Source organism: Rothia sp. SD9660Na (assembly GCF_030064065.1).
Taxonomy (GTDB): Bacteria; Actinomycetota; Actinomycetes; order Actinomycetales; family Micrococcaceae; genus Rothia.
Genome location: NZ_CP125946.1, coordinates 325,002 through 351,240 on the forward strand (window position 1 = coordinate 325,002; position 26,239 = coordinate 351,240).

The window sequence follows — 26,239 nt, forward strand, 5'->3', positions numbered from 1 at the left end:
TGGTGGGTTTAGCGGTCGCGGTCGGGCAGGTGCCCTACCCAGGCGTGAAGCTGGGCGAGGAAGTCGGGGTCGGTGAAGGAGCTGAACCGCCCGATACCTGCCGTCAGTAGGGGAGTGGGGGTGGCGGCGTCCGGCTCTACCTGGTAAATCAGGCAGTTGGTGCCAGCGGCGGTGGCTGCGGTCATGCCGGTGACGGAGTCTTCAACGGTGAGGGCCTGCTCGGGGGCGAAGCCCAGGCGGCGGGTTGCTTCGAGGTAGATGTCGGGGGCGGGCTTGCCTTCTTCGACGTCGTGGAAGGAGACCCAGGTATCCAGGTAGGGGGCGTAGCCGAAGTGGGTGAGTTTTTTGGTCAGTAGCTTGCCGCCGGAGTTGGACGCTACCGCCACGGGGATTTTTGCTGAAAGCAGTTTGATGGCGTCGAGGGCGCCGTCGATGGTGGTGACGCCGCGGTCGATGATATCGAACTCGGTGGTAGTGATGGTGGTGTAGACGCTGTCGCGGAAGGCTTCGGGGGAGCCGTCGAATTCGGACGCCAGCGGGGTGAGGGCTGAGAGACGGTCGGCAAGATCGCCGGCTGAGATGCCGACGAGGGAAGCTTCGAGTTCGGGGGTGAGCTCTACCCGGTAGTGTTTGAACATTTCGGCCTGGATTTCGCCCCAAAGGGTTTCTGAGTCGAGTAGGACGCCGTCGCAGTCGAAGACGGCGCAGGCGGGGGCAAAGTGGGTGGGGGCTGAGTGAAGTTCAAACATGGTTCTATGCTCTCATAGGACGCGCTGGTAGGGGAGCGTGGGAGGGGGACGAGTGGCTGGTATGACCGAAACCCAGTACATATCAGTTCCTATACTCATTGAAGGGTGGTAGAGCTACAGGGCCCCTGCAGTGTTGAGAAATGAAGGGAAACCTTTTCAAGAAAGGTTGCACCTGGCGTAAAAAGTCTGTAGTATGGGTGGCAAGAAGACCCGTCAAGGCTAGTTCTCTACTAAGATAATCCTAGTAGGAATCCTCAAATGGACGGGTTTATTTATGTCTAGACTTCCTTTTGCGAAACAGGCTCAGAACAGCCAAGTCCTGAGAGCCAAGCTCGCCTGTCAAGGGCTAAGCGACCAAGACCAGGTCCTTCCCGCTTTTCTAACCCAGGTCGATTACTACCGTTTCAAGGGCTACGCATGGTTCTTCTTCGAAGATAAAACTAACCATACTGCACAGGCCCGATTTATTCCTGGAACCGATGCTGCAGAGATTCTTGATTTATACGAGTTCGATGCTGAACTTCGAGGCTATATTATGAAGCTCTCTGAAATCATTGAAGTCTGGCTACGGGCCGCAATGATTAGGCATTTCCCCTCAAATGGCGACCCCCTTGCCTACGCGACACAGCCTGGTCTGTATTTTGCAGAAGACAAGCACGAGCAAGACCTTCACGAGCTGAAGCGGCTTTTGAAGAAGAATGAGACCTTACCCTTTGTGAGGGCCTTCTATTCGAAGTATGACTCGGAGTACCCACCTTTATGGATCGCAACTGAGGTTATGAGCTTCGGTCTCCTTTCGAAATGGTATTCAAATATTAAGGATGCCTCTGTGCGCAAGAAGATCGCGCTTGAAGTGGGCTTACAGGCTCCCGCTTTTGAAAGTTTTCTGAGGGTATTCACTATTTTTCGAAACGCAGCTGCCCACCACAGTAGGGTGTGGAACCTTGCATCAGCGGTGCAGGGTGTTACCCTACGAAAGCCTCCAGAGCTTCTTAGTGAGTCACTCGATGGCGCAGATACCTCTAAAATCAACTTTGTTCTTGCAATAGCTGTTTACATTGCGCGGCAACTTGGAACAGGGGAAAAATGTATTCCAGGGCTAAGGCAGCTCCTCATCAATGCAAGTGGGGCAATGCTCGATGAAATGGACATTCCAGACGGGTTTGAGCAGTTCGAATTGTGGGCCTAGAGCAGCATGACAACGGCGGGGCATCTATCACATAAACCCACGCAAGCCCACAGAAAGTGGGATAATAGAACCCATGCCTAGCGTACTCATTCGACACGGACAGACCGACTGGAACCTCGTACACCGCCTACAGGGCTCCAGCGACATACCCCTCAACGACACCGGCCGCGCCCAGGCGCTTACCGCCGCCCACAACGTGCTCGAATACGCCAAGACTCAAGCGGACACCCACCCCGGCTTCACCTGGTATGGCGTCGTCACCTCCCCCCTATCCCGCGCCGCAGAAACCGGTGCCATCATCGCCGACGAGCTGGGCCTACCCGTCCTCGGCTCCTACCCTGGTCTAGCAGAACGCTCCTTCAAAGACCTCGAAGGCGTACAGAATAACCCCGCCCTCTGGGAGACGGTAGAAAACGAAACCGCAGACATCGAACCCCTGGCCGACTTCCTCGCCCGCGTTGAAGACGCCCTCGACCAGGTTGAAGCCGACTACCCCGGTCAGAACCTGATTATCGTGGTGCACGGCATGCTGATTTCCCGCCTGCAAACCGCCCGTACCGGCCAGAAAGTGCTGGTGCCCCACAACGGTGAGGTGGTGCCCTTGGCACCTGCCCGCCGGGTGTCCTCCATCATGCTGATTCGCCACGGCCAGACCGACTGGAACAAGGCCCACCTCATGCAGGGCTCCAGCGATATTCCTCTCAACGATACCGGTCGCGCCCAAGCCCACGAGACCGCAGCCTCTCTTAAGGCTAGGGGTTTTGAGTTCGACGTGGTGGTGTCGTCCCCGCTTTCCCGTGCCTACGAGACCGCAGAAATTATCGGTGCCGCCTTCGGTTTGACCGTCGACCGCACCTACGACGACCTGGTCGAACGCGGCTATGGCGAAGCCGAGGGGCTCGACATTTCAGCCGAGGCTCGCAAGGAACCAGATGCCTACTACAGCGGCGTTGAAAGCGAACGCTCCGTCTACCTGCGCGGCATCAAGGTGCTGCGCCAGATTGCCCGCGACTACCCGGGCCAGCGCGTCATCGCCGTCTCCCACGGCTCCCTGATCCGCCGTGCCCTCTCTGCCACCCACGGCCGCGAATTCGGCACCATTGCCAACGCCGAACCATTCGAGGTTGATCTGCCGGGCCTTGCCCACTGGCTAGAGGCTAAGGAACCCCTGCTGGTAGGTAAGCCCTAGTGGGGCGTATTTTCCTCTGGACTATCACCTGCCTGTACGTAGCTGCCGTCGCCTTCATCGTTCTCTGGCCCACCCACGTTGACTCCGGCGAGTCAGGTGAAACCCTAGCCCGGATACTTGCGGACGGCCACGCCCGCGGCTGGTTGCCAACCTGGTTTGGCTACGGGCAGGTGGAATGGCTGTCGAACGTGGTCATGTTTGTGCCCGGTGGTTTTCTCTTCACCTGGCTGCTACGCCCGGCCCGCACCTGGCTCGTACCCCTGGGCGGTCTGGCCTGTACCCTGGCTATCGAAACCACCCAGCATTTCATGCCCGGGCGCACCAGCTCGCCCCTGGACGTCCTCGCCAACACCCTCGGGTGTGCTATCGGTTGGGTTTTGGCACTGGCCCTAGTGAAGTTGACCGAAAAACCCAACCAAAACACCGAAATGCACCCGTAACCGTGGGTTTTACATTGACGTGCCCACAGAAACCCACATAAAATCAACTGTAGATAGGGTCACCCGACCCACCTTCCAGTTGTATAAGGTGATAAACACATGTTCGCTGAAGAACGACGTGCCGAAATAGCGAAGCTCGTGGCTTCTGCACGCCGTGTCAACGGCGCAGACCTGGCTAGACGCTACGAAGTCACGATGGAAACCGTCCGCCGTGACCTAGCAGCTCTCGAAGCTGACGGTAAGCTGCGCCGTGTGCATGGCGGTGCCGTAACCGTAGAGCAATCGACCTCTGTAGAGTCGTCCATTGCTCTGCGTCAAAACATGAACACCCCCGAAAAGCAGAAAATCGCTCTGCGTGCCTACGAGCTGCTGCGCGATTCGGACGCCGGTGCGGTAGTTCTTGACGCCGGTACCACCATCGAAATCCTCGCCGATCGTATCGCCGCCGCTGATTTTTCCCTCAAGTCAGGTGCCGACCGCCTCATCATCACCCACGCCCTTCACATCGCCGTGAAACTGGCAGAAGCCGATGGCGTAGTGCTCGATATGGTGGGCGGCCAGCTCCGCAAAATGACCTGGGCCGCCGTTGGCACCCGGGCCGCCGCCCACTTCGAAACCATCCGCCCCGACATCGCCTTTATCGGCGTGAACGGCCTGGACGCCGAATTTGGGCTCTCCACCCCCGGTCTCAACGAAGCTATCGTTAAGACCGCCATCGTCAAGTCAGCCCGCCGCGTGGTGCTCCTATGCGACTCCGCCAAGTTCGGCCAGGAGTCCCTGGTGCGTTTTGCCGGGCTTGAAGACATCGATACTCTCATTACCGATAAAGCGCCCGAGGGTGACCTCGCTGCAGCGCTTGAAGAATCCAACGTAGAGGTACTTATCGCATGATCGTGACCCTAACTGCCAACCCCAGCATGGACCGTACCGTGGAGCTCAACCACGAAATCAAGCGCGGTGCCGTTCAGCGTGCCGTCGCAGCGGCCTCAGATCCCGGTGGCAAGGGCGTCAACATTGCCCGTGCCCTCAACATCTCCGGCTTCGAAACCGTAGCGGTGCTGCCCGGCGACAACGAAGACCCCGTGCTGGCCAGCCTCAAAGAGGCCGAGGTGCCCTTCGTCAACATGCCTATCGGCGCTCCGATCCGCTCGAACATCACCGTTGTTGAGCCCGACGGCACCACCACCAAAATCAACGCCCCCGGCGAGCCCCTGAACGATGTGGCCCAGCAGCAGCTGACCCGCCTCATGATCAAGGAAACCATCGAGGCCTCCTGGCTGGTGCTGGCAGGTTCCCTGCCCGCTGGCGTCCCCTCCGACTACTACGCCGTTGTGGGCCGCTCAATCCGCGAGTCCCTGGGCGAGAAGGCCCCCCGCATCGCCGTCGATACCTCCGGTGCCGCCCTACGCGACGCCCTGGTCGGTCTGGATGGCATGCCCAACCTCATCAAGCCCAACTCCGAAGAGCTGGCTGAGTTAGTGGGCAAGATCGAGATGGCGGACGAGCTTGAAGCCAGCCCCGAACTCACTGCAGCTACCGCTAAGGAACTGGTTGACCGCGGTGTCGAAATGGTCCTTGCCACCCTGGGCGGGGGAGGAGCCGTGCTGGTCACCGCAGAAGGCGCCTGGCACGCCGTCCACGCCCCCATCAAGGTACGCTCTACCGTGGGCGCAGGCGACTGCTCCCTGGCCGGCTTCCTGATCGCCCACGAGCAGGGCAAAACCCTGCCCGAATGCCTGGTGCAGGCGGTAGCCCACGGTTCAGCGGCGGCCTCCCTGCCCGGCACCCAGGTGCCCACCCTAGAATCAACCACGCCCGAAGCAGTCACCCTGCGTGAGCTGGCCCTCTAAACCCTAACCGAACCACATTCTTAAACCCCTAACAACACAATCCGAGGAGGAGCACATGTCTGCTCTTATCACTGCGGATCTCATCAGCCTCGATGAGAACCTTGGCGAGTCCCGCTTCGATGTCATCGAGCATCTAGCTGGTGCCGTCGTAGGTGCTGGCCGCGCTACCGACTTTGAGACCCTCTACGCCGCTGCGCGCGCCCGCGAGGAAAAGACCGATACCGGTATTCCCGGCGGTATCGCTATTCCCCACTGCCGCAGTGAAGCCGTCACCGAGCCCACCCTGGCTATGGCCCGCCCCAATCCCGCCGTTGACTTCGGCGCTAAGGACGGCCCCGCCGACCTCATCTTCTTCATCGCAGCTCCCGCAGACGGCGACGAAGCCCACCTGAAGATCCTCTCTCAGATGGCTCGCTCCCTCATGAAGAAGTCCTTCACCGCTGCCCTGCGCGACGCCAAGACCGCCGACGAGGTCGTCGTTCTTGTTGAAGAGGCCCTGGGCCTGCGCGAAAAGGCAGCTGAGGCACCCGCTGCGGACGCCGCATCCGGATCTGTTGCAGCCGCTGGCACTGCCGATGCAGCACCTGCCCGCCGCAAAAAGATTGTGGCTGTGACCAACTGCCCCACCGGCATCGCCCACACCTACATGGCAGCCGACGGCCTCAAATACGCCGCCGAAGAGCTGGGCTACGACTTCAAGGTTGAACCCCAGGGCTCATCCGGCGGCGACAAGCTCACCCAGGGCGAAATTGACGAAGCCGACGCCGTCGTCTTCGCCGTTGCCCTGCCTGTGCGCGGCCGTGAACGCTTCGCCGGTAAGCCCTACGTTGAAGCACCCGTCAAGCGCGGTATCGACGAGCCCAAGGCCATGATTGAAGAAGCCTTGGCCGAGGCCGAAAAGCCCAACGGCAAGCGCGTTGCTGCCGGTGCAGCCGACTCCGCTGAAACCGCAGAAGAGGGCGGCTCCTGGGGCACCCGCATCTACAAGGCCCTGATGACCGGCGTCTCTTACATGATTCCCTTCGTGGCAGCAGGCGGCATCATCCTGGCTATCGGCTTCATGCTCGAAGCCATCACCATGCCCAACCTGGGGGACGTTGACACCGAAGCCATCCTCTCCGGTGCCTCCCTGACCAACCTGGGCGACACCCCCCTCTCCCTCTACCTGGGTGCTGCCCTGCACACCATCGGTGGCTTCGGCCTGGGAGCCATGGTTCCGATTCTGGCAGCCTACATCGCCTACGGCCTGGCCCAGCGCCCCGGTATCGCCCCCGGCTTCATCGCCGGTTCTGTCGCCGTCATGGTCGGCGGCGGCTTCCTCGGCGGTATCGTCGCCGGTCTGCTCGCAGGTCTGTGCGCCTACTGGCTCTCCCTGCTCAAGCTGCCCCGCTGGCTCGCCTCCATGATGCCCGTGGTCATCACCCCGCTGGTTGCCACCCTCTTCGCCGGCGGCCTCATGTTCTTCCTGCTCGGCGGCCCCCTGGCCTGGGTCACCACCTCCCTTGAGAACTGGCTCAACTCCATGACCGGCGCCTCAGCGGTACTGCTCGGCATCATTCTGGGTGCCATGATGGGCTTCGACCTCGGCGGCCCCGTCAACAAGGCAGCCTACCTCTTCGCCACCGCAGGCCTCTCCGCCGGTACCCTGGCCTCCCAGCAGGTCATGGCAGCCGTCATTATCTCAGGTATGGTTCCCCCGCTGGCTATGGCCCTGGCAACCGCCGTCCGCCCCAAGCTCTTTAGCGCCCCCGAACGCGAAAACGGCAAGGCAGCCTGGCTGCTGGGTGCCTCCTTCATCTCCGAAGGTGCCATCCCCTTCGCCACTGCCGACCCCCTGCGCGTGATCCCCTCATCCGTCGTCGGTGCAGCCGTTGCCGGTGCTATCTCCATGGGTGCAGGCGTCGCCTCACCCGCTCCCCACGGTGGTGTCTGGATCATCGCCCTGGTTGAGAACCCCCTCATGTTCCTTGTGGCCGCTATCGCAGGTACCGTAGTGGGTGCACTCATGTATATTGTTCTCAAGTCACTTGCAGGCCGTAAGGCCGAGGCAACTGCCTAAATCACCTCAACCTCTTAGAAGGAAAACACTATGACTACCTACAAGGGTGTCGGCGTCTACGCCGGCCGCGTTATCGGCAAAGTCCTTCAGATGCCCGAGCCCATCAAGGCTCCCTCATCATCCCTGAAGCTTTCCGCCGACGAAACCCCCGAGCAGGCCGCCGAGCGTATCAAGGCAGCTGCCGAAGCCGTCAAGAACGGTCTGCTCGAACGCGCCGAGAACGCCAGCCGCGACGGCAAGGCTGTGCTTAAGTCCACCTCCCAGATGGCAACCGACCGCGCCCTGCTCAAGAGCGCTATCAAGATTGTTGAAAAGCAGGGTAAGGCCCCCGAACTGGCAGTCTGGGAAGCCGCATCAGCCTTCGCCGACCAGATGGCAGCCCTCGGCGGCTACATGGCCGAGCGCGTCACCGATATTCACGACGTCCGCGCCCGCATCGTTGCCGAGCTGACCGGCCAGCAGGCCCCCGGCATCCCCGTCTCCGCCGAGCCCTTCATCCTGGCAGCTATCGACCTGGCCCCGGCAGACACCGCCACTCTTGACCCCAAGCAGGTCATCGCCCTTATCACCTCTGACGGTGGCCCCCAGGCCCACACTGCGATTCTTGCTCGCGGTCTCGGCCTTCCCGCCATCGTTGCCGCCAAGGGCGTCACCGACATCGAAAACGGCACAGAAGTCTACGTTGACTCCAACGAAGGCACCGTCAACACCGAGGTCACTGACGAGCACCGCGACCTGGCCGAAAAGTACGCCAACCGCAAGGAACTGCCCGACTTCGACGGCACCGGCGTCATGGCAGACGGCACTCTCGTGCCCCTCTACGCCAACGTTGGCGACGGCAAGAGCGCAGAAAAGGCAGCCGGCCTTAAGGCCGAAGGCGTGGGCCTGCTCCGTACCGAATTCGGCTTCTTGGGCCACGACGCTGAACCCTCAGTAGAAACCCAGACCGCCAGCTACAAGGCAGTCTTCGACGCCTTCCCCGGCCAGCACATCGTCGTCCGCACCCTCGACGCAGGCGCAGATAAGCCACTGCCCTTCCTCAACGTCAAGGAAGAAGAGAACCCCGCCCTCGGCGTCCGCGGCTACCGCACCGACTGGACCGTGCCCGGCGTCCTCGAACGCCAGCTCGAAGCCATCAAGGCAGCAGCCGACGGCTCAGATGCCGACATCTGGGTCATGGCCCCCATGATCTCAACCACCTCAGAGGCCCGCCGCTTCAAGGAAATGGTTGATGAGGTTGGTCTTAAGACCCGCGGCGTCATGGTCGAAACCCCCGCAGCAGCCGTCAACGCTGAAGCGATCCTCGGTGAAGTCGACTTCGTATCCATCGGCACCAACGACCTCACCCAGTACACCATGGCAGCAGACCGCCTGCTCGGCGACTTGGCCCACCTCAACAACCCCTGGCAGCCCGCCGTCCTCAAGATGATCAGGCTGACCGTCGAGGGCGCCAAGCGAGCATCCGCCAAGGCTGGCGTCAAGAAGTACGTCTCTGTCTGTGGTGAAGCAGCAGCCGACCCCGCACTGGCCGTCGTCCTCGTTGGCCTGGGCGTCGACACCCTTTCCATGAACGCCGGTGCTATGGCTGCCGTCTCCGCCGTGCTCAAGTCGGTCACCCCCGAAAAGGCCCAGCAGATCGCCAACGACGCCCTGGACCAGATCTCCTCAGCAGAAGCTAAGGAAGCAGCGCGCAAGCACCTGCCGATCCTGGACGAGCTCGGCCTCTAAGCTAAGAGCCCACTCCTGAATAAATCACACTAAAATAAGCGGTTAACGCGCGCGAAACATACGCACCCTGATTTAGACTCAGTAGTGGACAACAAATCCGCACCCTTTGTAAGGAGAACCCCATGGCAGAACGTATTGCCACCATCGCAAGCCGTGTTGGCCTGCACGCCCGCCCCGCAGCGATCTTCGCTGAAGCAGCAGGCGACCTCCCCGTAGAAGTCACCATCGCAGCTGAAGGCGAGCCCGCAGACGAGGCAATGGACGCAGCATCCATCCTCTCCCTGATGTCACTCGGCGCTAAGCACGGCGACAAAGTCGTTCTGCGCGCAGAGGGCGAAGGTGCTGAAGAAGCACTCGACACCCTGGTCAAGATCCTCGAGACCGACCACGACGCCGAATAATACGGTTTAGTCGAGCAATCTCAGCCTAACGGTTTGAATATGAAGCCCCCGCTTATCGCAAGCGGGGGCTTTGCTGTCCCCGGGTAAGGGCCGGTAGAGCAGGTACCCAGCTACACCAGACGAAACTCACGGCCCCGGCAGGGTGCATAGCCCGCCCAGTCTCGATAGACTGGGAAGCTGAAACCTTTCCCGCGCCCACTCGCGCACCGAAAAGAAAAAGAGGGACCTTGCGACAGTTCACAGCCCGCTTCGCTACCGAGGCCGAAATCGCTTCCTGGGATGACCACGTTATCGCCAGCCCCGGTGGCGGCAACCTGCTGCAGTCAGCATCCTTCGCCTCCGTCAAAGCCAAGCACGGTTGGAAGCCCCTCTACCTGGTCTACGAAGGCACCACTGTCCTTGACGGCGAAGAAGCCCCCTTTGCCAGCTACAACCTGGTCCTCGAAAAGTCCGTACCTGCCCTCGGCAAAATCTGGTACATGATTAAGGGCCCCGGTGTGAACTCCGTTGAAGAGATTCCCGCGATTCTCGATGCCAACGAGGACTTCATCAAGCGCGAGAAGCTGGGTGTCTTCGCGGTCAAGATTGAGCCCGATGTCATCGCGGACGACTCCATCAACGCCTTTATGGCCAAGACCGGCCTGGTCAAGAGCTGGAACATCCAGCCCAACGACTCCACCGCCATTCTCGATACCGACAAGAGCGAAGAAGACGTGCTCAAGTCCCTCTCCTCCCGCGGACGCAACGCCGTGCGCCGTTCGCTGCGTGAGGGCTGCGAGGTCGAACGCGTGCCTTTGACCGAAGAGAACATGAAGAAGATGTACGCCCTCATGGATACCGTGGGACAGGGCAACGCCAACGTGCATCTTCGCTCCTACGACTACTATCGCGACTTCTGGACCACCTTTGATCAGGCAGGCCAGGGCCGTCTCTACTTCACCTACGAGGACGGCGAGCCCTCCGTAGGCGCCTATGTGATTCGCTACGGCGAGAAGGGCACCTACAAGGACGGCGGTTCCAAGCCCCGCCGCAAGCAGTATGGCGACTCCCACCAGGTACAGTGGACCGCCCTGACCGACCTGATGAAGGAATTCGACATCAAGAGCTACGACTTCTGCGGCACCCCGCCCAAGAGTGAGCTCAAGAACAAGGACCACCACCACTACGGCCTGGGCCTCTTCAAGACCTCTTTCACCAAGGACGTCATCGACTACGTTGGTGTCTGGGACCAGGTGCTTTCACCGGTCAAGTACAAGGCCTGGAATCAGGCTGTTGAGAAGGTTATGCGCCAGCTCTGGGTCCGCAAGACCGGCCAGCCCTTCTACTAAACCGACCCTGGTTCATATTGGGCGCAGCGGGCGCTGTGCCTGAACAGCTTTCACCGTAAGAGGCAGAAGGAGTAACCCCTTTGACCCCCAGCAAGACTCCCTTGCAGCAAAAGGCTTACCCTTCTGTCTCTGCGTTTGATATTGCCCCCACCGAGGAAGGCACCGCAGCCGGGGCCTTTGGGCAGACGGCTCTGCTGCCGCGCGCGGTACCGGGCGATAGCCCGGCGGCCAGGCAGGGGAGTGCCGGGCAACCGCTACCGGGTACGGACGCCGGTGGTCAGGACGCGCCCGCCCCCTCGTCCGCGGCCTGGGGGCCCCTGCCGGTGGTGTCCCTTGACGAGGTGCGAGACCCGCAGCTGCGCAATCGACTGGCCCACCTGGGGCAGGCAGAGAACCCGAGCGCTTTTGATAGCCCCACTGAGCCCCCAGCTGCTGCCTCTAGCGGTCTTGCTGAACCACCGGCGTCCGCCTTTGATTTGGCGTCCCCCGTGACCTACAGCGTGCCCTCAGCCTTCGGCCCTGCAACCGACCTGAGCCTGGGTAGGGCTGATACCGAGGGCGGCTCTGGCCCGGTAACGGCTGGGATCCCCACCGTCGATGAAGCAACCGGTCTGCAGCAGGCCTCCTACCCCTCAGCGGCTGGTCCTCGTACCGTTGCGCTCCTCACAGCTCCTCGCCGGGCGAGTAAGCGCCCTTCGCGGGTGCGTTCCTCCCTGAAATCCTTTGTGAGTACTGACCAGTCGCTCACCAAACCCATGCGAGGCATTGCCCGCCTGGCCCAGCGCCCCTTCAGTATCGCCGCAGCCCACCGCGCCGAATATGTGCGGGAGAAGGAAGAGGCCCGTGAGGTCCTCAATTTCTCCCTGCGTCTGGCTGAGACCATGTTTCACTACGGGGCAGATACCGTCGATGTGGACTCGGCGATTGTGGCAGTGTGTGCAGCCTATGGGCTGGACGATGTAGAAATTGATATCACCAACCAGTCGGTGATTATCAACTATGTCTCCGATATTGACGAGGTCGATGATCGTACCCGGGCTATTAACCTGAGTGAACCCGAAGACTCCGCACCCGGCAAAGAACGCTTTAGCCACACGGTTATGCGCGTAGTGCGCTCCTGGTCAGAGAACTACGCGGCCCTGGACGACATCTACAAGCTCATTAACGACATCACCGCCGGTGGCCTACCCCGTCACCGGGCTGAGCGTCGCCTACACAAAATTAACACCGCTAAAAAGCCCTACTCACCCATGGTCATTATGCTGGCCAATATTGTGGCGGCTTTCTCCCTGGTCCTGGCCCTGGGCGGGTCTCTGGCGGCGGGAGCTGTGGGCGGTATCGTCTTCCTAGCGATTCACTTCGTTAACAGCCTGATTTCTAAGCTCAAGATGCCTGGCTTCTTTAACATGGCAGCGGGTGCCGGTGTGGTTACCTTCGCCGCTATTTATATATCGGATGAGGCATCTATCTTCTCTCAGGTGGGCTTTCACGTCTCAGCGCCTCACATTGTGGCGGCCGGGCTCATCATGCTCCTGCCCACCGCCCGACTGGTCTCGACGGTGCAGGACGCCCTCAACGGCTTCCCGCTCACAGCGGCGGGTAAGTTCGTGTCAACGGGCATGTCTTTCCTGGGGATCGTGGTGGGGCTGGCCTCGGCGGTAGCGGTGCTGTCGGTACTGGGCGTGAGTGAACTCGATATCACCGAAACCCGATTTGTGGGGGCGGGGCTGGGCATCAGCTACACCTTCTTCATGCTGGCCTCTTTAGCCTTTGCCGTGACTACCCACGCCCGCTGGCGAACCCTGCTGTGGATCTTGCTGATTTCAACCTGCGGCTTCTGGGTCTACCAGGGCTACACCCTTATGTTTGGCGCCGGTGCTGGGCGAGCCAATACGGCTTTTGCCGCTCTAGTGATTGGCCTGATGAGTACCTTCCTGGCCTATCGCCTGCATGCTCCGGCCTCTATCTTCTACGTTCCTGCCCTGACTTTCCTGCTGCCCGGTCTCTCGGTCTTCCGCGGTCTCTACCTGTTTACGGTCGAAGCTAACTCTGATGCCGGTGTGCCCGGCATGGTAGCGGCTATCGCCATTATTCTTTCCATGGCCTCTGGAGTGGTGCTGGGGAGCTACCTGATGCAGTACATCATCCAGCGCTATCTAAGCCCCGCTCTTGAGGGCGGCGAGCAGAAAGAAAAGCGTGACCGCTAACGGGGGCTTTCGTTCTTTTGCCCAGCCCCAGCAAGCCCTGACTGTCCCTATTCGCGGTCTTGCCCGTGTGGCCCAGCGCCAGGTGGCGCAGGTGGCCTTGGCCCGCTACCGGCAGCGGGTTCGGCAGAAGGAAGAAACCCACGAGATTCTGGCTTTCGCCCTACGTCTGGCCGAGACCATGTTCCATTACGGGGCTGATGCTGCGGACGTAGATGCAGCTGTCATGACCGTATGCGCTATGTACGGTATTCACGATGTGGAGGTTGATATCACCTACCAGTCCATCGTGATTAACTATGTCTCTGAATTTGATGAGGCGGCGGAGCGCGGGCAGTTGCCCGAAGCCGGTGGGTTGGGTGTTGAGAAGCTGGGGCTGACCCTGGTGCGGGTGGTACGGTCAACCTCTGAGAATTACCTAGCCCTGCACCAGCTCTACCGTCTGGTGCACGATATTGCCCAGGGGAGTGTGAGCCGGGGCCGGGCCGAGCGCCGTCTGGATCAGATCAATGCGCAGAAGAAGCCCTATTCACCGGCTGTTTTGCTGGCCTGGAACCTGTTGATGGCCGGGGCTTTTACCCTGGGCGTGGGAGGGTCCTGGCGGGCCGCTGTGACTTCTCTTGCGGTGTTTACCGTGGTGAACTTTGTGCTGGTGTGGGCGGGGCGTTTTCGCCTGCCCAGCTACTTCATGATGGCCCTGGGTGCCGCAACGATTACGGTGCTGGCCCTCTTGGTCTCTGACCCCGAGGGCTGGTTTTATGCCAGGGGCTTCTACGTATCTGCCCCGCATATCGTGGCGGCAGGGCTGATGATGCTGCTCCCCACCTTCCGCCTGGTATCAGCAGTTCAGGACGCCCTGCACGGCTTCCCCCTCACCGCAGCCGGTAAGTTTGTCATTACAGGGGCTAATTTCACCGGGATTATTGCGGGAATCGCGGTGGCCGTGACGGTCATGAACTATTTCGATGCCACTAGCCTGGACGTACAGCGGTCAGTTTTTAGCCCGCCACCCCTGTGGGTTTCTATAGCCGGTATGGCAGTGGGAAGCGCCATGTCGGTAGCTGCCTGGCAGGGCTCTGCCCAGACTATCTGCCTGACTCTGCTGGTGTCTTTGCTGGGGCAGGCAGGCTACTACTGGCTGGGTGCTATAACGGGGTTAGAGGGCGGACGCCTGCAGGTACTCGCCGGGGCAACCCTGGTGGGACTGAGCTCGGCCTTCTTGGGTTATCTTTTGCATAGCCCGGCCTCTATTTACTATGTGCCGGGCATGATGTTTATGCTGCCGGGTCTCACTATTTTCCGCTCCTCCTACCTGGTTTTGGGAGGGGAGGACGTCTTTGCCGGGGGCCAGGGCCTCACCGCTGCCGGGGTGACGGTTCTGCTGATGGCCACGGGGATTGTGTTCGGCACTTACCTGTGGGATGCCATGACAGGGCGTTTACGGTCGAGGAGCTCGTGGAATCTGGTGTGACATAGCTATATGCCCCTATGACTATGTTCTAGTGGGGGAGCGCCCAGTCCACGGGCTGCGCTCCTTGCTGCACCAGGAGCTCATTCACCCGGCTAAAGGGCCGCGAGCCGAAGAAGCCCCGCGAGGCCGAAAGCGGTGACGGATGGGGAGACTCAACACAGGGGTAGCCGCCGAGCAGGGGCCTGCATTTGCGGGCGTCCGCACCCCAGAGTAGCCCCACCAGGGGCGTGCCCCGCTGCGCCAGCGCCTCGATGGCGGCGGTCGTGATGTGCTCCCAGCCCAGATTACGGTGCGAGCCTGCCTGGCCTGCCCCTACGGAAAGCACCCGGTTCATGAGCATAACCCCCTGGGCGCTCCACGCCGTAAGATCCCCGTGGGGTGGGGGCACCAGCCCGGTGTCGGCCTGGAGCTCCTTATAAATGTTCTGTAGCGACCGGGGAATCGGGCGCACCTCGGGGCGTACCGAAAAGCTCAACCCCATCGCGTGGCCGGGAGTGGGGTAGGGATCCTGCCCAATCACCAGCACTTTGACCTCGCTCATGGGGTAGGTGAAAGCGCGGAAAATATCGGCCCCCGGGGGCAGTGTTGTCCGCCCAGCCTCGTGCTCTGCCCGCAGAAAGTTACCCATAGCTCGAATCTGGGGTTCTGCCGGGGCGAGGGCTTGAGCCCAGCCAGGGTCCATAATCTCATGCAGGGGGCGGGCAGGCACGGTACTCCTTAGGCGTCGGTGCGGTATTCTCCCTACTAAGACTAGACCACCGAAAGTGAAGAGATGAGCAGCGAGACCACCGAACCCGAAGAGGGCCTCACCGAGAACGAAGCGGCAATTCTCAATCTTGAGAAAAAACGCTTCAAGTACCAGGGTAGTAAAGAACAGGCTATTACCCGCACCCTGGGGCTCACCCCGGTGGCCTACTACCAGCGGCTCAACGCCCTCATCGACAATCCCAGAGCAATTGCCGCCGAACCTGCGCTCACCCGCCGCCTACGCCTCAAGCGCGATGCTCTGACCTAACTCTCTTGGTCGGCAGCTTCGCTGCAAGCCTGCTTTACCTGCCTCTTGAAGAAGCCTAGCGTGTACCCTAGTAACTAAAACCCCGCCACCGCGCACGATCATGAGGACGCCCGTGAACAGCTACCCCCGCGATGAGTTCGACGATATCGACGAAAACACCTCCCGCCGAGGCGCCTATCGCGGTGCCCCTGTTGACAATGCAACCTCTCGCGCAGGGCTACTGGCAATTATTATCAGCGGCGTGCTGGCCCTTATTGTAGGTGGCACCATGTACGTGATTTCTCCGCGTACCGCTGCCCCCGAGGCATCCGGAACCAGTAGCGCCACCGCTACCGCTTCGGCAAGCCCGAGCACTGAAGCTACTCCCACCACTAACCCCTCCAGCGTGACCGTTGAGGTCTACAACTCCAGCGCCCCGGCCGGTGCTGCCGCCCAGGCCACCGCAGCCCTCGAAGCGGCCGGCTACACCGTTACCTCTACCGCTAACTGGGCCGGGGCCTACACCGCTGAATCCATGGTCTACTTCGCCACCGGCGCCTCCTCAGAAGCTAACGAAATAGCTGATGCCCTAGGTCTGCCTACCATCGCCCAGGACTACCAGGCTGAGACCGGCCTTGTCTACGTGGTCCTGGGAGCTGATTTCGACCCCACCAGCCTGCCGGGAGTCGCGTCCTCGCCCTCAGCTACTGCCGAAGAAACCGCCAACGCTGTCACCGGGATAGAGAACTCGACTGGGGCAGGGGAAGCGCCTGCCAACTCTACTGTGCCCGAGGGGGTCGACCGCTACAGTTATGACCCGGCAACTGGCACCTTCTACTTCGACCCCGCCGGTAGCTACATCTACGACTGGGCAACCGGCACCTACCAGCTAGGTTAGGGCCGCTAGCTCACGCCCAGCGGACGTCCGCCCACCGCTGACCTACCTAGCACCTCTTGTGCGCTGTGGGCGATTAAGGGTCGGCTGTGAGAGCAATAGGTTTGCGCCCCTAGAGCTCAAGTGCCAAGATTGGTATTAGCACTCAGAGGCTTCGACTGCTAAATCATGTGCTAGGTTTAGCCGCCGAACCGCTCTTGAGTAAGACACCTGAAGCGATGCTCTGGTGAGGCGCACCCACCTGCCCCATGGCAGCACAAGCCGGGCTGCGCCGTCCGTCGCGGGCACCGAAGAATCGCGCTCACCCCGAATGTTCCAGAAGGAGCGAAAGCCATATGGCAAAGCTGATTGCTTTTGATGAAGAGGCACGCCGCGGTCTTGAAAAGGGTCTAAACACCCTGGCAGACGCAGTGAAGGTAACCCTCGGCCCCCGCGGTCGCAACGTTGTACTGGAGAAGGCCTGGGGCGCACCCACCATCACCAACGACGGTGTTTCCATCGCCAAGGAAATCGAACTCGAAGACCCCTACGAAAAGATCGGCGCAGAGCTGGTCAAGGAAGTCGCCAAGAAGACCGACGACATCGCCGGTGACGGTACCACCACCGCAACCGTCCTAGCTCAGGCTCTCGTCCGCGAAGGCCTGCGCAACGTCGCTGCTGGTGCCGACCCCCTCTCCCTCAAGCGCGGCATCGAAAAGGCTGTTGAAGCCGTCACTGCCGAACTGCTGGAGTCAGCTAAGGAAGTTGAAACCGAAGAAGAGATCGCTGCAACCGCATCTATCTCAGCCGGCGACCCCGAAATCGGTAAGCTGATTGCCCAGGCCATGGAAAAGGTCGGCAAGGAAGGCGTCATCACCGTCGAAGAGTCCAACACCTTCGGCCTGACCCTGGAACTGACCGAGGGCATGCGCTTCGACAAGGGCTTCCTCTCCGGCTACTTCGTCACCGACGCAGACCGCCAGGAAGCTGTTCTTGAAGACCCCTACATCCTGATTGTTAGCTCCAAGATTTCTAACGTCAAGGACCTCGTCCCCGTCCTCGAAAAGGTCATGCAGTCCGGCAAGCCCCTGCTGATTGTCGCAGAGGACGTCGAGGGCGAAGCCCTGGCCCTGCTGGTGCTTAACAAGATGCGCGGTTCCATCAAGTCTGTAGCTGTTAAGGCTCCCGGCTTCGGCGACCGCCGCAAGGCTCAGCTGGCCGACATCGCTATTCTCACCGGCGGCCAGGTCATCACCGAAGAGGTCGGCCTCTCCCTCGACACCGCAACCATCGACCTGCTGGGCCAGGCCCGCAAGGTTGTTGTCACCAAGGACGAGACCACCATCATCGAGGGCGCCGGCGATGCCGACGCTATCGAGGGGCGCGTAGCCCAGATCCGTGGCGAAATCGCTAACTCCGATTCCGACTACGACCGCGAGAAGCTGCAGGAGCGCCTGGCCAAGCTGGCTGGCGGCGTCGCAGTTCTCAAGGCAGGTGCCGCCACCGAGGTCGAACTCAAGGAACGCAAGCACCGCATCGAGGACGCCGTCCGCAACGCTAAGGCAGCCGTTGAAGAGGGCATCGTCCCCGGCGGCGGCGTAGCCCTGATTCAGGCCGGCGTTAAGGCCTTCGAGAAGCTGGAACTTTCCGGCGACGAAGCAACCGGTGCCAACATCGTCCGCGTCGCTATCGATGCTCCCCTCAAGCAGATCGCCTTCAACGCAGGCCTGGAGCCCGGCGTCGTTGTCGACAAGGTCCGCAACCTGCCCGCAGGTACCGGCCTGAACGCCGCAACCGGTGAGTACGAAGACCTCATGGCAGCAGGCATCAACGACCCCGTGAAGGTAACCCGCTCTGCCCTGCAGAACGCTGCCTCCATCGCCGGTCTCTTCCTGACCACCGAGGCCGTCGTTGCCGACAAGCCCGAACCCGCAGCAGCAGCTGCCGCCCCCGACATGGGTGGCATGGGCGGCATGATGTAATCACGCCCGCCTGAGAAAACCGGCGAAATCCGGCTTTCGATGCGCTCAAAACTCCGCCGTTTCTTGCCCTCGGGCAAGGTGCGGCGGAGTTTTTGCACCCCGCCAAAAATATGACTAAAAAATTTAGATAATAGTATTGCACCTCACATCTATCTGTAGGTATGCTTTAAATCACTAAAGAGGTCTTCTCTTACTTTTACTCATCAGTATCAAAGGTGAAACTGAAAGGTGTGAGGCATATGGTTACCAATGTCGATCTTGTTCTCTACGCAATCATCGTAGGACTCCTGGCGATGCTACTTGTTGCCTACGCATCCGACGGTTGGACCAAGCTCGAGAAGAAGAGCGCTGAGTCTCCCCATCGCGATCTTGCATTTGGTGCAGGTGGCTAAGAGTTAATAGTGATTGTGTTTTCCTGGAATCGGCGTCTCTGCAACGAGGCGCCGGTTTCTCTTTGCTCCAAATCCGCCTATACGCCAGGTGGCAGGGGCTGTAAAATAGTGAAGCTATGCGTTGCCACTACTTCGATGCCGGCCTCTGCCGCTCATGCTCCCTGCTTGAAACCCCATACGCCGACCAGTTAACGGGCAAGCAGCATGACGCCCAGACCTTGCTCGAACCCTGGGGGAGCCTCAGCTGGCTCCCACCTGTAACAAGCGCAGACCAAGCCTTCCGCAACAAGGCCAAGCTGGTTGTAGGCGGAACCTCCCAGCAGCCCACCCTCGGTATTCTAGACAGGCAGGGGCAGGGCATTGACCTCACCGACTGCCAGCTTTACCTGCCCGCAATTAGCCGGGCCATACCCGTCCTCGCTGACCTCATTCGCCGGGCTGACCTTACCCCCTACAGCGTTCAGAAGCGCAAAGGGGAACTCAAAAACATTCTGGTGACCGCTTCAGATAGCGGCGAACTGATGGTCCGTTTTGTTCTGCGTTCCAAAAAACTCATCGTAGCGCTCAAACGAGAATTGTCCTGGCTCCATGAACAGTTACCCCAGCTTGCGGTCGTGAGCGTTAACCTGCTCCGGGAACACGTTGCTCTGGTTGAGGGCAATGAAGAGATTATTTTGACCGAGCGCACTACCTTGCCCATGCAGGTGAATGACCTAACCCTGCACCTGCGCCCGCAGAGCTTCTTCCAGACCAACACCGAGATTGCCGCTGCCCTCTACCGGCAGGGGCAGGAATGGGTGGCTAAGGCGCAGCCGGGCACCCTCTGGGACCTGTACTGCGGGGTGGGTGGCTTTGCCCTGCACGCCGCGCAGGTGATGGGGGAGGGCTCCACCGTGACCGGTATTGAGGTAAGCGCTGAGGCTATCGAGTCTGCCCGGCGTACCGTTGTCGAGTACGGGCTGGACGGGATTACCTTTGCCGCCGGGGACGCCACCACCTTTGCACTGGGGCAGGTTGAGCCGCCGGAGGTTTTGGTGGTGAACCCGCCACGCCGGGGTATCGGCGGGGAGCTGGCTCATTGGATTGAAAAATCCGGGATTGACATGGTTATATACTCCAGCTGTAATGCAAAGTCGCTGGTGAAGGACCTTGCCTCTATGTCCTCGCTCAAGCCCGTGACGGCCCGCGTGGTGGATATGTTCCCGCACTCCACCCACTACGAAACTATCGTGCTACTCCAGCGCGCCTAACACCCCGCTAAAACCCACCGGCCCGGAAGGAAACACCATGGGTAAGGTCATCTTCCTCGACATCGACGGAACCTTCTGCAACTACGAGGGCGTCACCCCCGCCAGCGCCGTCGACGCGACTGGAAAGCAACAGCGGGCTCTATGCCTCACCCGACTTCGAGACTGCCGCCGACACCGGTATCCGCACCCTCAATAACACCCAGCCCGTGCGCATTGAGGACACCCAGGACGCCGTACACGCACCTGCGCACCGCCGTCCCCAGCACCATCTTCACCAACCCGCCCCTGGCATCCGTAGGGCTTACCGCCCGCCAGGCACAGGAGGAGGGGCGTACCGTCCGCACCGCCACCACGGCAACCGAATTGCGGGACGGAATCTACACCCACCCCTCATCCGCCGAGGCGCTCAACGAGGTGCTTGCAAAGAATTCCTAACGCCCGGTTAATGACGACTCGTCAATAAAACAGTTAAGGCTCACTGCTTGATTAGGTGAGCCTTAATTATTTAGAGTTAGGTGTAACTGTGCACAGCGATGACGCAGTGCCCCGCCCACAGACCCAACCCCGCAGAGGACACCCCGCCGTGGCACTACCCAAGATCCGCCCCTACACCTACACCGTCACCGACCACCCCAACAAGGTCAACTGGTCCCTAGACCCCAGCCGCGCCGCCCTGCTCGTCCACGACATGCAACACCACTTCGTCGACGTCTTCGACCGTGAGGACGACAGCGCCCAAATCAACGTCGCCATTCGTCACATCGCCGGTATGCTCCGCCACGCCCGCGAGAACAACGTGCCGGTCTACTTCACCGCCCAGCCCCCGCGCCAGGACCCTGCAGACCGCCAGCTCCTCACCGACTTCTGGGGCCCCGGCCTGGCAGAAGACTCCGCCGCCCAAATTATCGCCGAGGTAGCCCCCGAGGACGGCGACACCGTCCTAGACAAATGGCGCTACTCAGCTTTCGCCAAGAGCACCTTTGAGCAGGAGCTCAAGGACGCCGGGCGCGACCAGCTGGTCATCTGCGGCGTCTACGCCCACATCGGCTGCCTCACCACTGCAACCGATGCTTTCATGCGCGACATTCAGCCCTTCCTGGTGGCAGACTCACTGGCAGATTTCACCGCCGACGAGCACACCATGGCATGCGACTACGCCGCCCAGCGTTGCGCCCGCGTCGTAGATTCCGACTACATCGACCGCGCCTTCGCCATGGATGAGGCCCGCCGCGCAGCATGAGCCTCATCGTTGTAACCGGGGCAGGCGGAGGAATCGGTGCCGCCGTCTGTGCCCGCCTGCTGGAAGACGGCTACAGCGTGCTTGCCACCGACCTCGCCCCGGAACCCGCCCTTGCTAAGGCTCCGTCTCTTGCCACTGCATATGCCGAGGGCAGACTCAGCTACCTGCCCGTGGATGTCACCAGCGAGCAGTCCGTTGCGGCTCTGGAGGAGTACCTGCGCCAGCTGGGCAGGCCCCTTCAGGGGCTGGTGAACTGCGCAGGAATCGTCCACACCGCGCCCCTCCTGGAAACCAGCTACGCCGACTGGAAACGGGTGAATGCAGTGAACGCCGACGGCGTCTTTCTGGTGACCCGTGAGGTCGCCTGGCTCATGCTTGAACAAGCAGACACCGACCCCACCAACTCCCGTGGAATCGTCACCGTCAGCTCCAACGCCGCCACCACACCCCGCACAGAATTCGGTGCATATGGTGCTTCCAAGGCGGCTGCCCTCCAGGTCAGCCGCAGCTTCGGGCTCCAACTGGCTGCCCACGGCATCCGCGTCAATACCGTCTGCCCCGGCACCACCCGAACCCCCATGGTCACCGACCCCTGGGACGGGCAAGACCTCTCTGCCCAACCCATTGCCGGGAACCCCGCCAGCTACCGGCTCGGCATACCCCTGGGCAGAATCGCAGACCCCCAAGACATCGCCGAACCCATCGCCTTTCTCACCAGCCCCGCCGCCCGCCACATCACCCTGCAAAACCTCACCGTAGACGGCGGCGCAACCTTCTAACCGTGCGTCCACCGCTCCCGTAGCGTAGCCTGGAATAGCCCCTTGCCCACACCCATGCTCAGAAAGACACCCATGACCACCCCCAGCGCCCTGCCCTCACCCTTTATGCTCGCCCACGGCAACCGGGTGATGACGGCAACCGGCACCCTGGAACAGGTCACCGAAGAAACAGCCCTGGCGGTAGCCCGCGCCAAGGGCAGCGCCGTCATCGGAGCTATCCCCTTTGACCCCGCCCAGCCCGCCTACCTGGCGGTTCCCGACGCCCTGGCCAGCACCGAAGAAGCACCCGCCAGCGTCCACACCCAGCCGGCACCTGCCCACCTGGACGGGCTGGATAACCCCGGTTTCCGACAGGCAGTAGGCACCGCCATCGCCGCCATGAACCGGGGCGACTACGAAAAAGTGGTGCTAGCCCGCCTGCTCACCGCCAGCTATAGCACCCCCCTCAACCTGCCCGGACTCTACTCCACCCTGCGCGTCCAACAACCCCGCGCCACCGTCTTTAGTCTCGCCCTGCCCGGTGGGGACTACCTCATGGGAGCCTCCCCGGAACTAGTCTTCAAAACCACCCCGGAGGGCTTCGCCACCGGTCCCCTTGCCGGGTCCGCCTCCCGCACCGAACCGGCAGGTAGCACCGAGGACGCCCAAATCGGTGAAGCCCTGCTGTGCTCGCCCAAGGACCGGACAGAGCACGCCACCGTGGTAGACGATATTCGGGCCCGCCTGGAACCCATCACCACCGCGCTCAACGTCCCGGCAACTCCCAGCCTCAAAGCTACACCCCAGCTCTGGCACCTGGGAACAGATATCACCGGGCAGCTACAGGACGGGCTAACCTCCTTAGACGGTGCCCGCGCCATCCACCCCACTCCGGCTATCTGCGGCAGCCCCACAGAACTCACTCGGCGGGTTATTGACGAGCTAGAACCCTTTGAACGCGGCTACTTTGGCGGGTTAGTGGGCTACATGGACGCCGACGGCTACGGCGAGTGGTACCTGACCCTGCGCTGTGCACAGGTGAATGAGAGCAGGGCGGTGCTCTTTGCCGGGGCAGGAATCGTTAAAAACTCCACCCCCGCCGGTGAACACGCAGAAACCGCCGCCAAGCTGGGCACCTTCGCCCGGGCGCTGGGGCTGAACCTGAACTAGGGGACGCTAAGGGCTAGGTACGCGGGGTAGGAACTAGGTGCGCGGGTCAAGAACCTGGCGGACAGCCAAGGGGGTTGCAACCTCGTGCACCCGCACGCTGTGGGGCGCGTTGGTAGCTACCGCCAGCACAAACTCTCCACGAACCCGCCAACTGACCCAAAAATCCTGTGGCTCTTCGCCCTCTAAGGCAAGGGTAGCGCGGGTACTAAACCCGTCTGCCGCGTCAACGGTAGCGGGGAAATCAACCACGGGAAGAGACACACGGTGGGGACCCGCTACCAGCCCGTGCCCCGTCGCCTTAAGCACCGCCTCCTTAGCGGTCCACAGCAGGTGCCGGGCAACCTGAGCCGGGGTCTGCGTCATGGTAGCGAGGGCGGTTTTCTCTGCCTCGCCCAGGGCTATGCGGTCAAAGCCAGAAAAATAGGACCCGCGAATCCGCTCAATATCCGCCCCCAGCTGCCCACCGGATCGGGTCAGTGCGCCCGCCACCATACCGGTGGAACGGGACATGCTGAACTCAACTCCCTCTACCCTGGGCTTGCCGTGCTGGGCACCGGCGGCACACACCCGGCATGTGCGATCAACCGGAATTTCTGCCGCAGCCGCCGTCGGTCGTACCCCTAGAGCGGACGCCAGCATACAGCGCATGAGGGTGTGCTGGGCGGCAAAGTTCAGGGCGTCCTCGGGGTTCTTGAACTCCGCCGCCCTCATCTGCTCGCGGATGCCTACGTAGGCAAGCCAGCTTACCCCGTGACCGGTGCGAAGCGCCCGGGAGGGGAGCAGGAAGAGGTCAATGCTCTGCTGCTGGACGGTGGAGTTTGACATAAACCTCATTCTACAGCCGGGCGCCCCCGCAGTTCGCGGGTTGGTGGGTGCTGGGGCTAGGCTGGTGGCATGGCAACCTTCCTCGTTGAGACCCCGGCACCGGAGCTCCCAGCCCTAGAGCTTGTTCGTGTTCACCCGGCTGACCCTCGCGCTACCTTCCTGCTGGCTGATTTGCAGGCAGAGTATGACCGCCTTTATCCTTCCCAGGCAGAGGCAGCTGAGGCAGATAAGGAAATCAATGCTTACCTCGCTGAGGTTTTTACGCCCGAACAGGGGGGGTGATTTTGTGCTGCTACTGAGCAAGGGCGAAGCGGTGGCGGGAGGTGCCATGATGCGCACCGGCGACCGCCTGGCACCGCAGGGAGCCGTAGAGTTCAAACGTATCTGGACCCACCCCAACTACCGGGGCAGGGGGGCTCTCCAAGTACCTGCTGCGGGAACTAGAACTGAGGGCGGCAGCCGCCGGCTACCGGCACATCTACCTGACCACCGGCCCCGCTCAGCCCACCGCCGTCAAACTCTATGAGGGGTACGGCTACCAGACGGTAGATCTGGGTGCAGACACTGGCACCTACCACGCCTTCACCAAGCCCCTGGATGAACACCGCACCGTGCTAGAGCAGAGAGAAGGACGCCACTAAATGACGCTCAATATCACCGCCGCCGCTGACGGCTCCGCCCTGGGCAACCCCGGCCCGGCAGGCTGGGCGTGGTACATCGACGATGCCAACTGGGCTGCCGGGGGCTGGGACCACGGCACCAACAACATGGGCGAACTCAAAGCTGTGCTTGACCTCTTTGAAGCAACAGCCCACCTGGGCGATACCCACCTGACCGTGATTTGCGATAGCCAGTACACCATCAACTCCATCACCAAGTGGATGCCCGGGTGGAAGAAAAAGGGTTGGAAGAAAAGTGACGGCAAGCCGGTTCTCAATGTTGACCTCATGCAGGCCCTTGATCGAGCTATTCAGGGGCGAACCTATTCCTTTGAATGGGTCAAGGGGCACACCGGTCACTCCCTGAACGAGGCGGCGGACGAGCGGGCCAACCGGGCTGCCCAGGCCTACCGTGACGGCACTCCGGTGGAGACCGGGCCCGGTTTAGGATCTAAGGATGGTCTTAGCTCCGCGAACAGTGCAAGCTTTGAGCCGCATAGTAGGGACTTGGAACAGAGACTGGCACCGCGGGCTTCCGAGAGCGATTTAGACCCCGTAGCCGAGGCCCGTGCCCACGAAGAGCAGATGCTCAAACCGGCGATATACGGCTCAGAGAAGCTCCTGGGAGCGCTCCTGCACCCCGAGCTGAGCTGGACCGTGCCGACTGGCCAGGTAACAGATAGGGTAACGGTATTGGCTTACCGCGAGCGGGCCTGTGCAACGACAGGGGAACCTGAGTACCTTTCGTCGGTACCCCTGGGGCAGAGCGCTGCCCTACTGGTATCTAAGGTACCTACGGCACGAGGAACCCTGCTACGCTCAAGCACCTGGGTGCTCACCGGCGGTAGCTGGAAGCTCCGCTACCGCCAGGACACCGCGATGAGAGACTAACCCACGAACATGGCAGCGTTCGCCATTTCAGTTTCTGAATAGTTCACGCCGGCCCGTGAGAGCGCCTCGTTAATCTGGGCAATCGACTCTTCCACCTGGTGCTGGGTAGCCCGCCAGTGGGCGAGCACGCCCTGGAAATTAGCGGACGCCGAGCCCGTCCACGACCCCTGAAGGTCCTGGAGCGAGGCGGTGAGGGCATTGACCTCGGAAACGATGGTCTCTACCTGGGCGCGGGCTTGGGCTGATTTGCTGGCAATGAGGTCTGCATCGACATTGAACTGGGCCATGAGGCTCTCCTTTGAACAGGGGTATGTAAGGGGTATCAGGTACCGATAGGGTGAGCTACCTGATGCCTTTGAGCCTACAGGGGATCTAGTTCTGGCCGGAAGCAAAAGAGTGCCTGTGGAAAACTCCGCCCCGGCAGTCGAGCTGCCAGGGCGGGGTTTTGCACACTTCTAGAAGAAAAATATGGTGCAGTAATGACGTCTCTATGACGGCTTCTAGCGGCTATCCACAGGGTCCCTGCACCAGGGACGCGGCAGGCTGCTGAAGACAGGAAGGCCCCGACTAAACTTCTAGAGCGCCAGGACAAGGCC

26 protein-coding genes and 1 pseudogene are annotated in these 26,239 nt (G+C 61.2%); 22 read left to right on the forward strand and 5 right to left on the reverse strand.

Going from position 1 to position 26,239, the window contains the following annotated elements:
• Positions 1–8 precede the first annotated feature (8 nt).
• On the reverse strand, positions 9–749 hold the full coding sequence (locus tag QM007_RS01700; RefSeq protein ID WP_283490280.1) for an HAD family hydrolase: 741 nt from the start codon (positions 747–749) through the stop codon (positions 9–11).
• 274 nt (positions 750–1,023) lie between these two features.
• On the opposite strand from QM007_RS01700, the gene QM007_RS01705 reads away from it, so the two are divergent.
• From QM007_RS01705 to QM007_RS01755, 11 genes are all read left to right on the forward strand, one after another.
• Entirely contained in the window at positions 1,024–1,938 is a 915-nt protein-coding gene (locus QM007_RS01705; protein WP_283490281.1) for an Abi family protein, read from the forward strand.
• Positions 1,939–2,011: 73 nt separating this feature from the next.
• Positions 2,012–3,127, forward strand: a complete 1,116-nt coding sequence (locus QM007_RS01710; protein ID WP_283490282.1) for a histidine phosphatase family protein — start codon at positions 2,012–2,014, stop codon at positions 3,125–3,127.
• Entirely contained in the window at positions 3,127–3,567 is a 441-nt protein-coding gene (locus tag QM007_RS01715) for a VanZ family protein (RefSeq protein WP_283490283.1), read from the forward strand. The genes QM007_RS01710 and QM007_RS01715 overlap by 1 nt, the downstream gene beginning before the upstream one ends.
• Positions 3,568–3,666: 99 nt before the next feature.
• Positions 3,667–4,458, forward strand: coding sequence for a DeoR/GlpR family DNA-binding transcription regulator (locus QM007_RS01720; protein WP_237195130.1), 792 nt, complete (start codon positions 3,667–3,669; stop codon positions 4,456–4,458).
• The gene (locus tag QM007_RS01725; protein WP_283490284.1) at positions 4,455–5,417 is read left to right on the forward strand and encodes a 1-phosphofructokinase family hexose kinase; all 963 of its coding nucleotides are present in this window, start codon (positions 4,455–4,457) and stop codon (positions 5,415–5,417) included. The genes QM007_RS01720 and QM007_RS01725 overlap by 4 nt, the downstream gene beginning before the upstream one ends.
• Before the next feature lie 55 nt (positions 5,418–5,472).
• The gene (locus QM007_RS01730; protein WP_283490285.1) at positions 5,473–7,476 is read left to right on the forward strand and encodes a PTS fructose transporter subunit IIABC; all 2,004 of its coding nucleotides are present in this window, start codon (positions 5,473–5,475) and stop codon (positions 7,474–7,476) included.
• A gap of 30 nt (positions 7,477–7,506) precedes the next feature.
• Positions 7,507–9,204: a phosphoenolpyruvate--protein phosphotransferase gene (ptsP, locus tag QM007_RS01735; protein ID WP_283490286.1), complete on the forward strand. Its 1,698-nt coding sequence runs from the start codon at positions 7,507–7,509 to the stop codon at positions 9,202–9,204.
• 122 nt (positions 9,205–9,326) lie between these two features.
• Positions 9,327–9,605: an HPr family phosphocarrier protein gene (locus QM007_RS01740; RefSeq protein WP_135013272.1), complete on the forward strand. Its 279-nt coding sequence runs from the start codon at positions 9,327–9,329 to the stop codon at positions 9,603–9,605.
• A 227-nt stretch (positions 9,606–9,832) separates the two neighbouring features.
• Positions 9,833–10,933 carry a lipid II:glycine glycyltransferase FemX gene (locus QM007_RS01745; protein WP_283490287.1) on the forward strand — a complete coding sequence of 367 codons (1,101 nt, stop codon included), beginning with the start codon at positions 9,833–9,835 and terminating at the stop codon, positions 10,931–10,933.
• Between the two features lie 80 nt (positions 10,934–11,013).
• Entirely contained in the window at positions 11,014–13,140 is a 2,127-nt protein-coding gene (locus QM007_RS01750; protein WP_283490288.1) for a threonine/serine exporter family protein, read from the forward strand.
• Positions 13,130–14,608, forward strand: coding sequence for a threonine/serine exporter family protein (locus QM007_RS01755; protein WP_283490289.1), 1,479 nt, complete (start codon positions 13,130–13,132; stop codon positions 14,606–14,608). Before QM007_RS01750 ends, QM007_RS01755 begins: the two co-directional genes overlap by 11 nt.
• 28 nt (positions 14,609–14,636) lie before the next feature.
• Here the strand turns inward: QM007_RS01755 and QM007_RS01760 are convergent, their stop codons facing one another.
• Positions 14,637–15,317, reverse strand: a complete 681-nt coding sequence (locus QM007_RS01760; RefSeq protein WP_283490290.1) for a uracil-DNA glycosylase — start codon at positions 15,315–15,317, stop codon at positions 14,637–14,639.
• Positions 15,318–15,380: 63 nt separating this feature from the next.
• Here QM007_RS01760 and QM007_RS01765 point away from each other — a divergent pair, with 63 nt between their 5' ends.
• The 9 genes and pseudogenes from QM007_RS01765 to QM007_RS01805 all read left to right on the forward strand — a co-directional run bounded on the left by QM007_RS01765 (position 15,381) and on the right by QM007_RS01805 (position 23,268).
• On the forward strand, positions 15,381–15,623 hold the full coding sequence (locus QM007_RS01765; protein WP_283490291.1) for a DUF3263 domain-containing protein: 243 nt from the start codon (positions 15,381–15,383) through the stop codon (positions 15,621–15,623).
• A gap of 112 nt (positions 15,624–15,735) precedes the next feature.
• Entirely contained in the window at positions 15,736–16,500 is a 765-nt protein-coding gene (locus QM007_RS01770) for a LytR C-terminal domain-containing protein (protein ID WP_283490292.1), read from the forward strand.
• A gap of 332 nt (positions 16,501–16,832) precedes the next feature.
• Positions 16,833–18,458, forward strand: a complete 1,626-nt coding sequence (gene groL, locus QM007_RS01775) for a chaperonin GroEL (RefSeq protein WP_135013265.1) — start codon at positions 16,833–16,835, stop codon at positions 18,456–18,458.
• A gap of 239 nt (positions 18,459–18,697) precedes the next feature.
• On the forward strand, positions 18,698–18,850 hold the full coding sequence (locus tag QM007_RS01780) for a hypothetical protein (protein WP_283490293.1): 153 nt from the start codon (positions 18,698–18,700) through the stop codon (positions 18,848–18,850).
• A 116-nt stretch (positions 18,851–18,966) separates the two neighbouring features.
• On the forward strand, positions 18,967–20,100 hold the full coding sequence (gene rlmC / locus QM007_RS01785) for a 23S rRNA (uracil(747)-C(5))-methyltransferase RlmC (protein WP_283490294.1): 1,134 nt from the start codon (positions 18,967–18,969) through the stop codon (positions 20,098–20,100).
• Positions 20,101–20,346: 246 nt separating this feature from the next.
• Positions 20,347–20,535 (forward strand): annotated as a pseudogene (locus QM007_RS01790) (oxidoreductase dimerization domain-containing protein); the annotation flags it as partial.
• Positions 20,536–20,683: 148 nt separating this feature from the next.
• Positions 20,684–21,340, forward strand: coding sequence for an isochorismatase family protein (locus QM007_RS01795; RefSeq protein WP_283490295.1), 657 nt, complete (start codon positions 20,684–20,686; stop codon positions 21,338–21,340).
• Positions 21,337–22,119, forward strand: coding sequence for an SDR family oxidoreductase (locus QM007_RS01800; protein WP_283490296.1), 783 nt, complete (start codon positions 21,337–21,339; stop codon positions 22,117–22,119). Before QM007_RS01795 ends, QM007_RS01800 begins: the two co-directional genes overlap by 4 nt.
• A gap of 72 nt (positions 22,120–22,191) precedes the next feature.
• Positions 22,192–23,268 (forward strand): isochorismate synthase, encoded by a 1,077-nt coding sequence (locus QM007_RS01805; RefSeq protein WP_283490297.1) that lies wholly within the window; start codon positions 22,192–22,194, stop codon positions 23,266–23,268.
• A gap of 33 nt (positions 23,269–23,301) precedes the next feature.
• On the opposite strand, the gene QM007_RS01810 is transcribed toward QM007_RS01805, so the two are convergent.
• On the reverse strand, positions 23,302–24,093 hold the full coding sequence (locus QM007_RS01810) for a 4'-phosphopantetheinyl transferase family protein (RefSeq protein ID WP_283490298.1): 792 nt from the start codon (positions 24,091–24,093) through the stop codon (positions 23,302–23,304).
• 69 nt (positions 24,094–24,162) lie between these two features.
• Here QM007_RS01810 and QM007_RS01815 point away from each other — a divergent pair, with 69 nt between their 5' ends.
• Positions 24,163–24,375 (forward strand): hypothetical protein, encoded by a 213-nt coding sequence (locus QM007_RS01815; RefSeq protein WP_283490299.1) that lies wholly within the window; start codon positions 24,163–24,165, stop codon positions 24,373–24,375.
• 158 nt (positions 24,376–24,533) lie between these two features.
• Here the strand turns inward: QM007_RS01815 and QM007_RS01820 are convergent, their stop codons facing one another.
• Entirely contained in the window at positions 24,534–24,671 is a 138-nt protein-coding gene (locus tag QM007_RS01820) for a hypothetical protein (protein ID WP_283490300.1), read from the reverse strand.
• A gap of 63 nt (positions 24,672–24,734) precedes the next feature.
• Here QM007_RS01820 and QM007_RS01825 point away from each other — a divergent pair, with 63 nt between their 5' ends.
• Entirely contained in the window at positions 24,735–25,643 is a 909-nt protein-coding gene (locus QM007_RS01825) for a ribonuclease HI family protein (protein WP_283490301.1), read from the forward strand.
• On the opposite strand, the gene QM007_RS01830 is transcribed toward QM007_RS01825, so the two are convergent.
• A complete protein-coding gene (locus QM007_RS01830) occupies positions 25,640–25,930 on the reverse strand; it encodes a WXG100 family type VII secretion target (protein ID WP_237195082.1) in 291 nt (96 codons plus the stop codon). The two genes, QM007_RS01825 and QM007_RS01830, sit on opposite strands and share 4 nt — an antisense overlap.
• Positions 25,931–26,239: the final 309 nt, after the last annotated feature.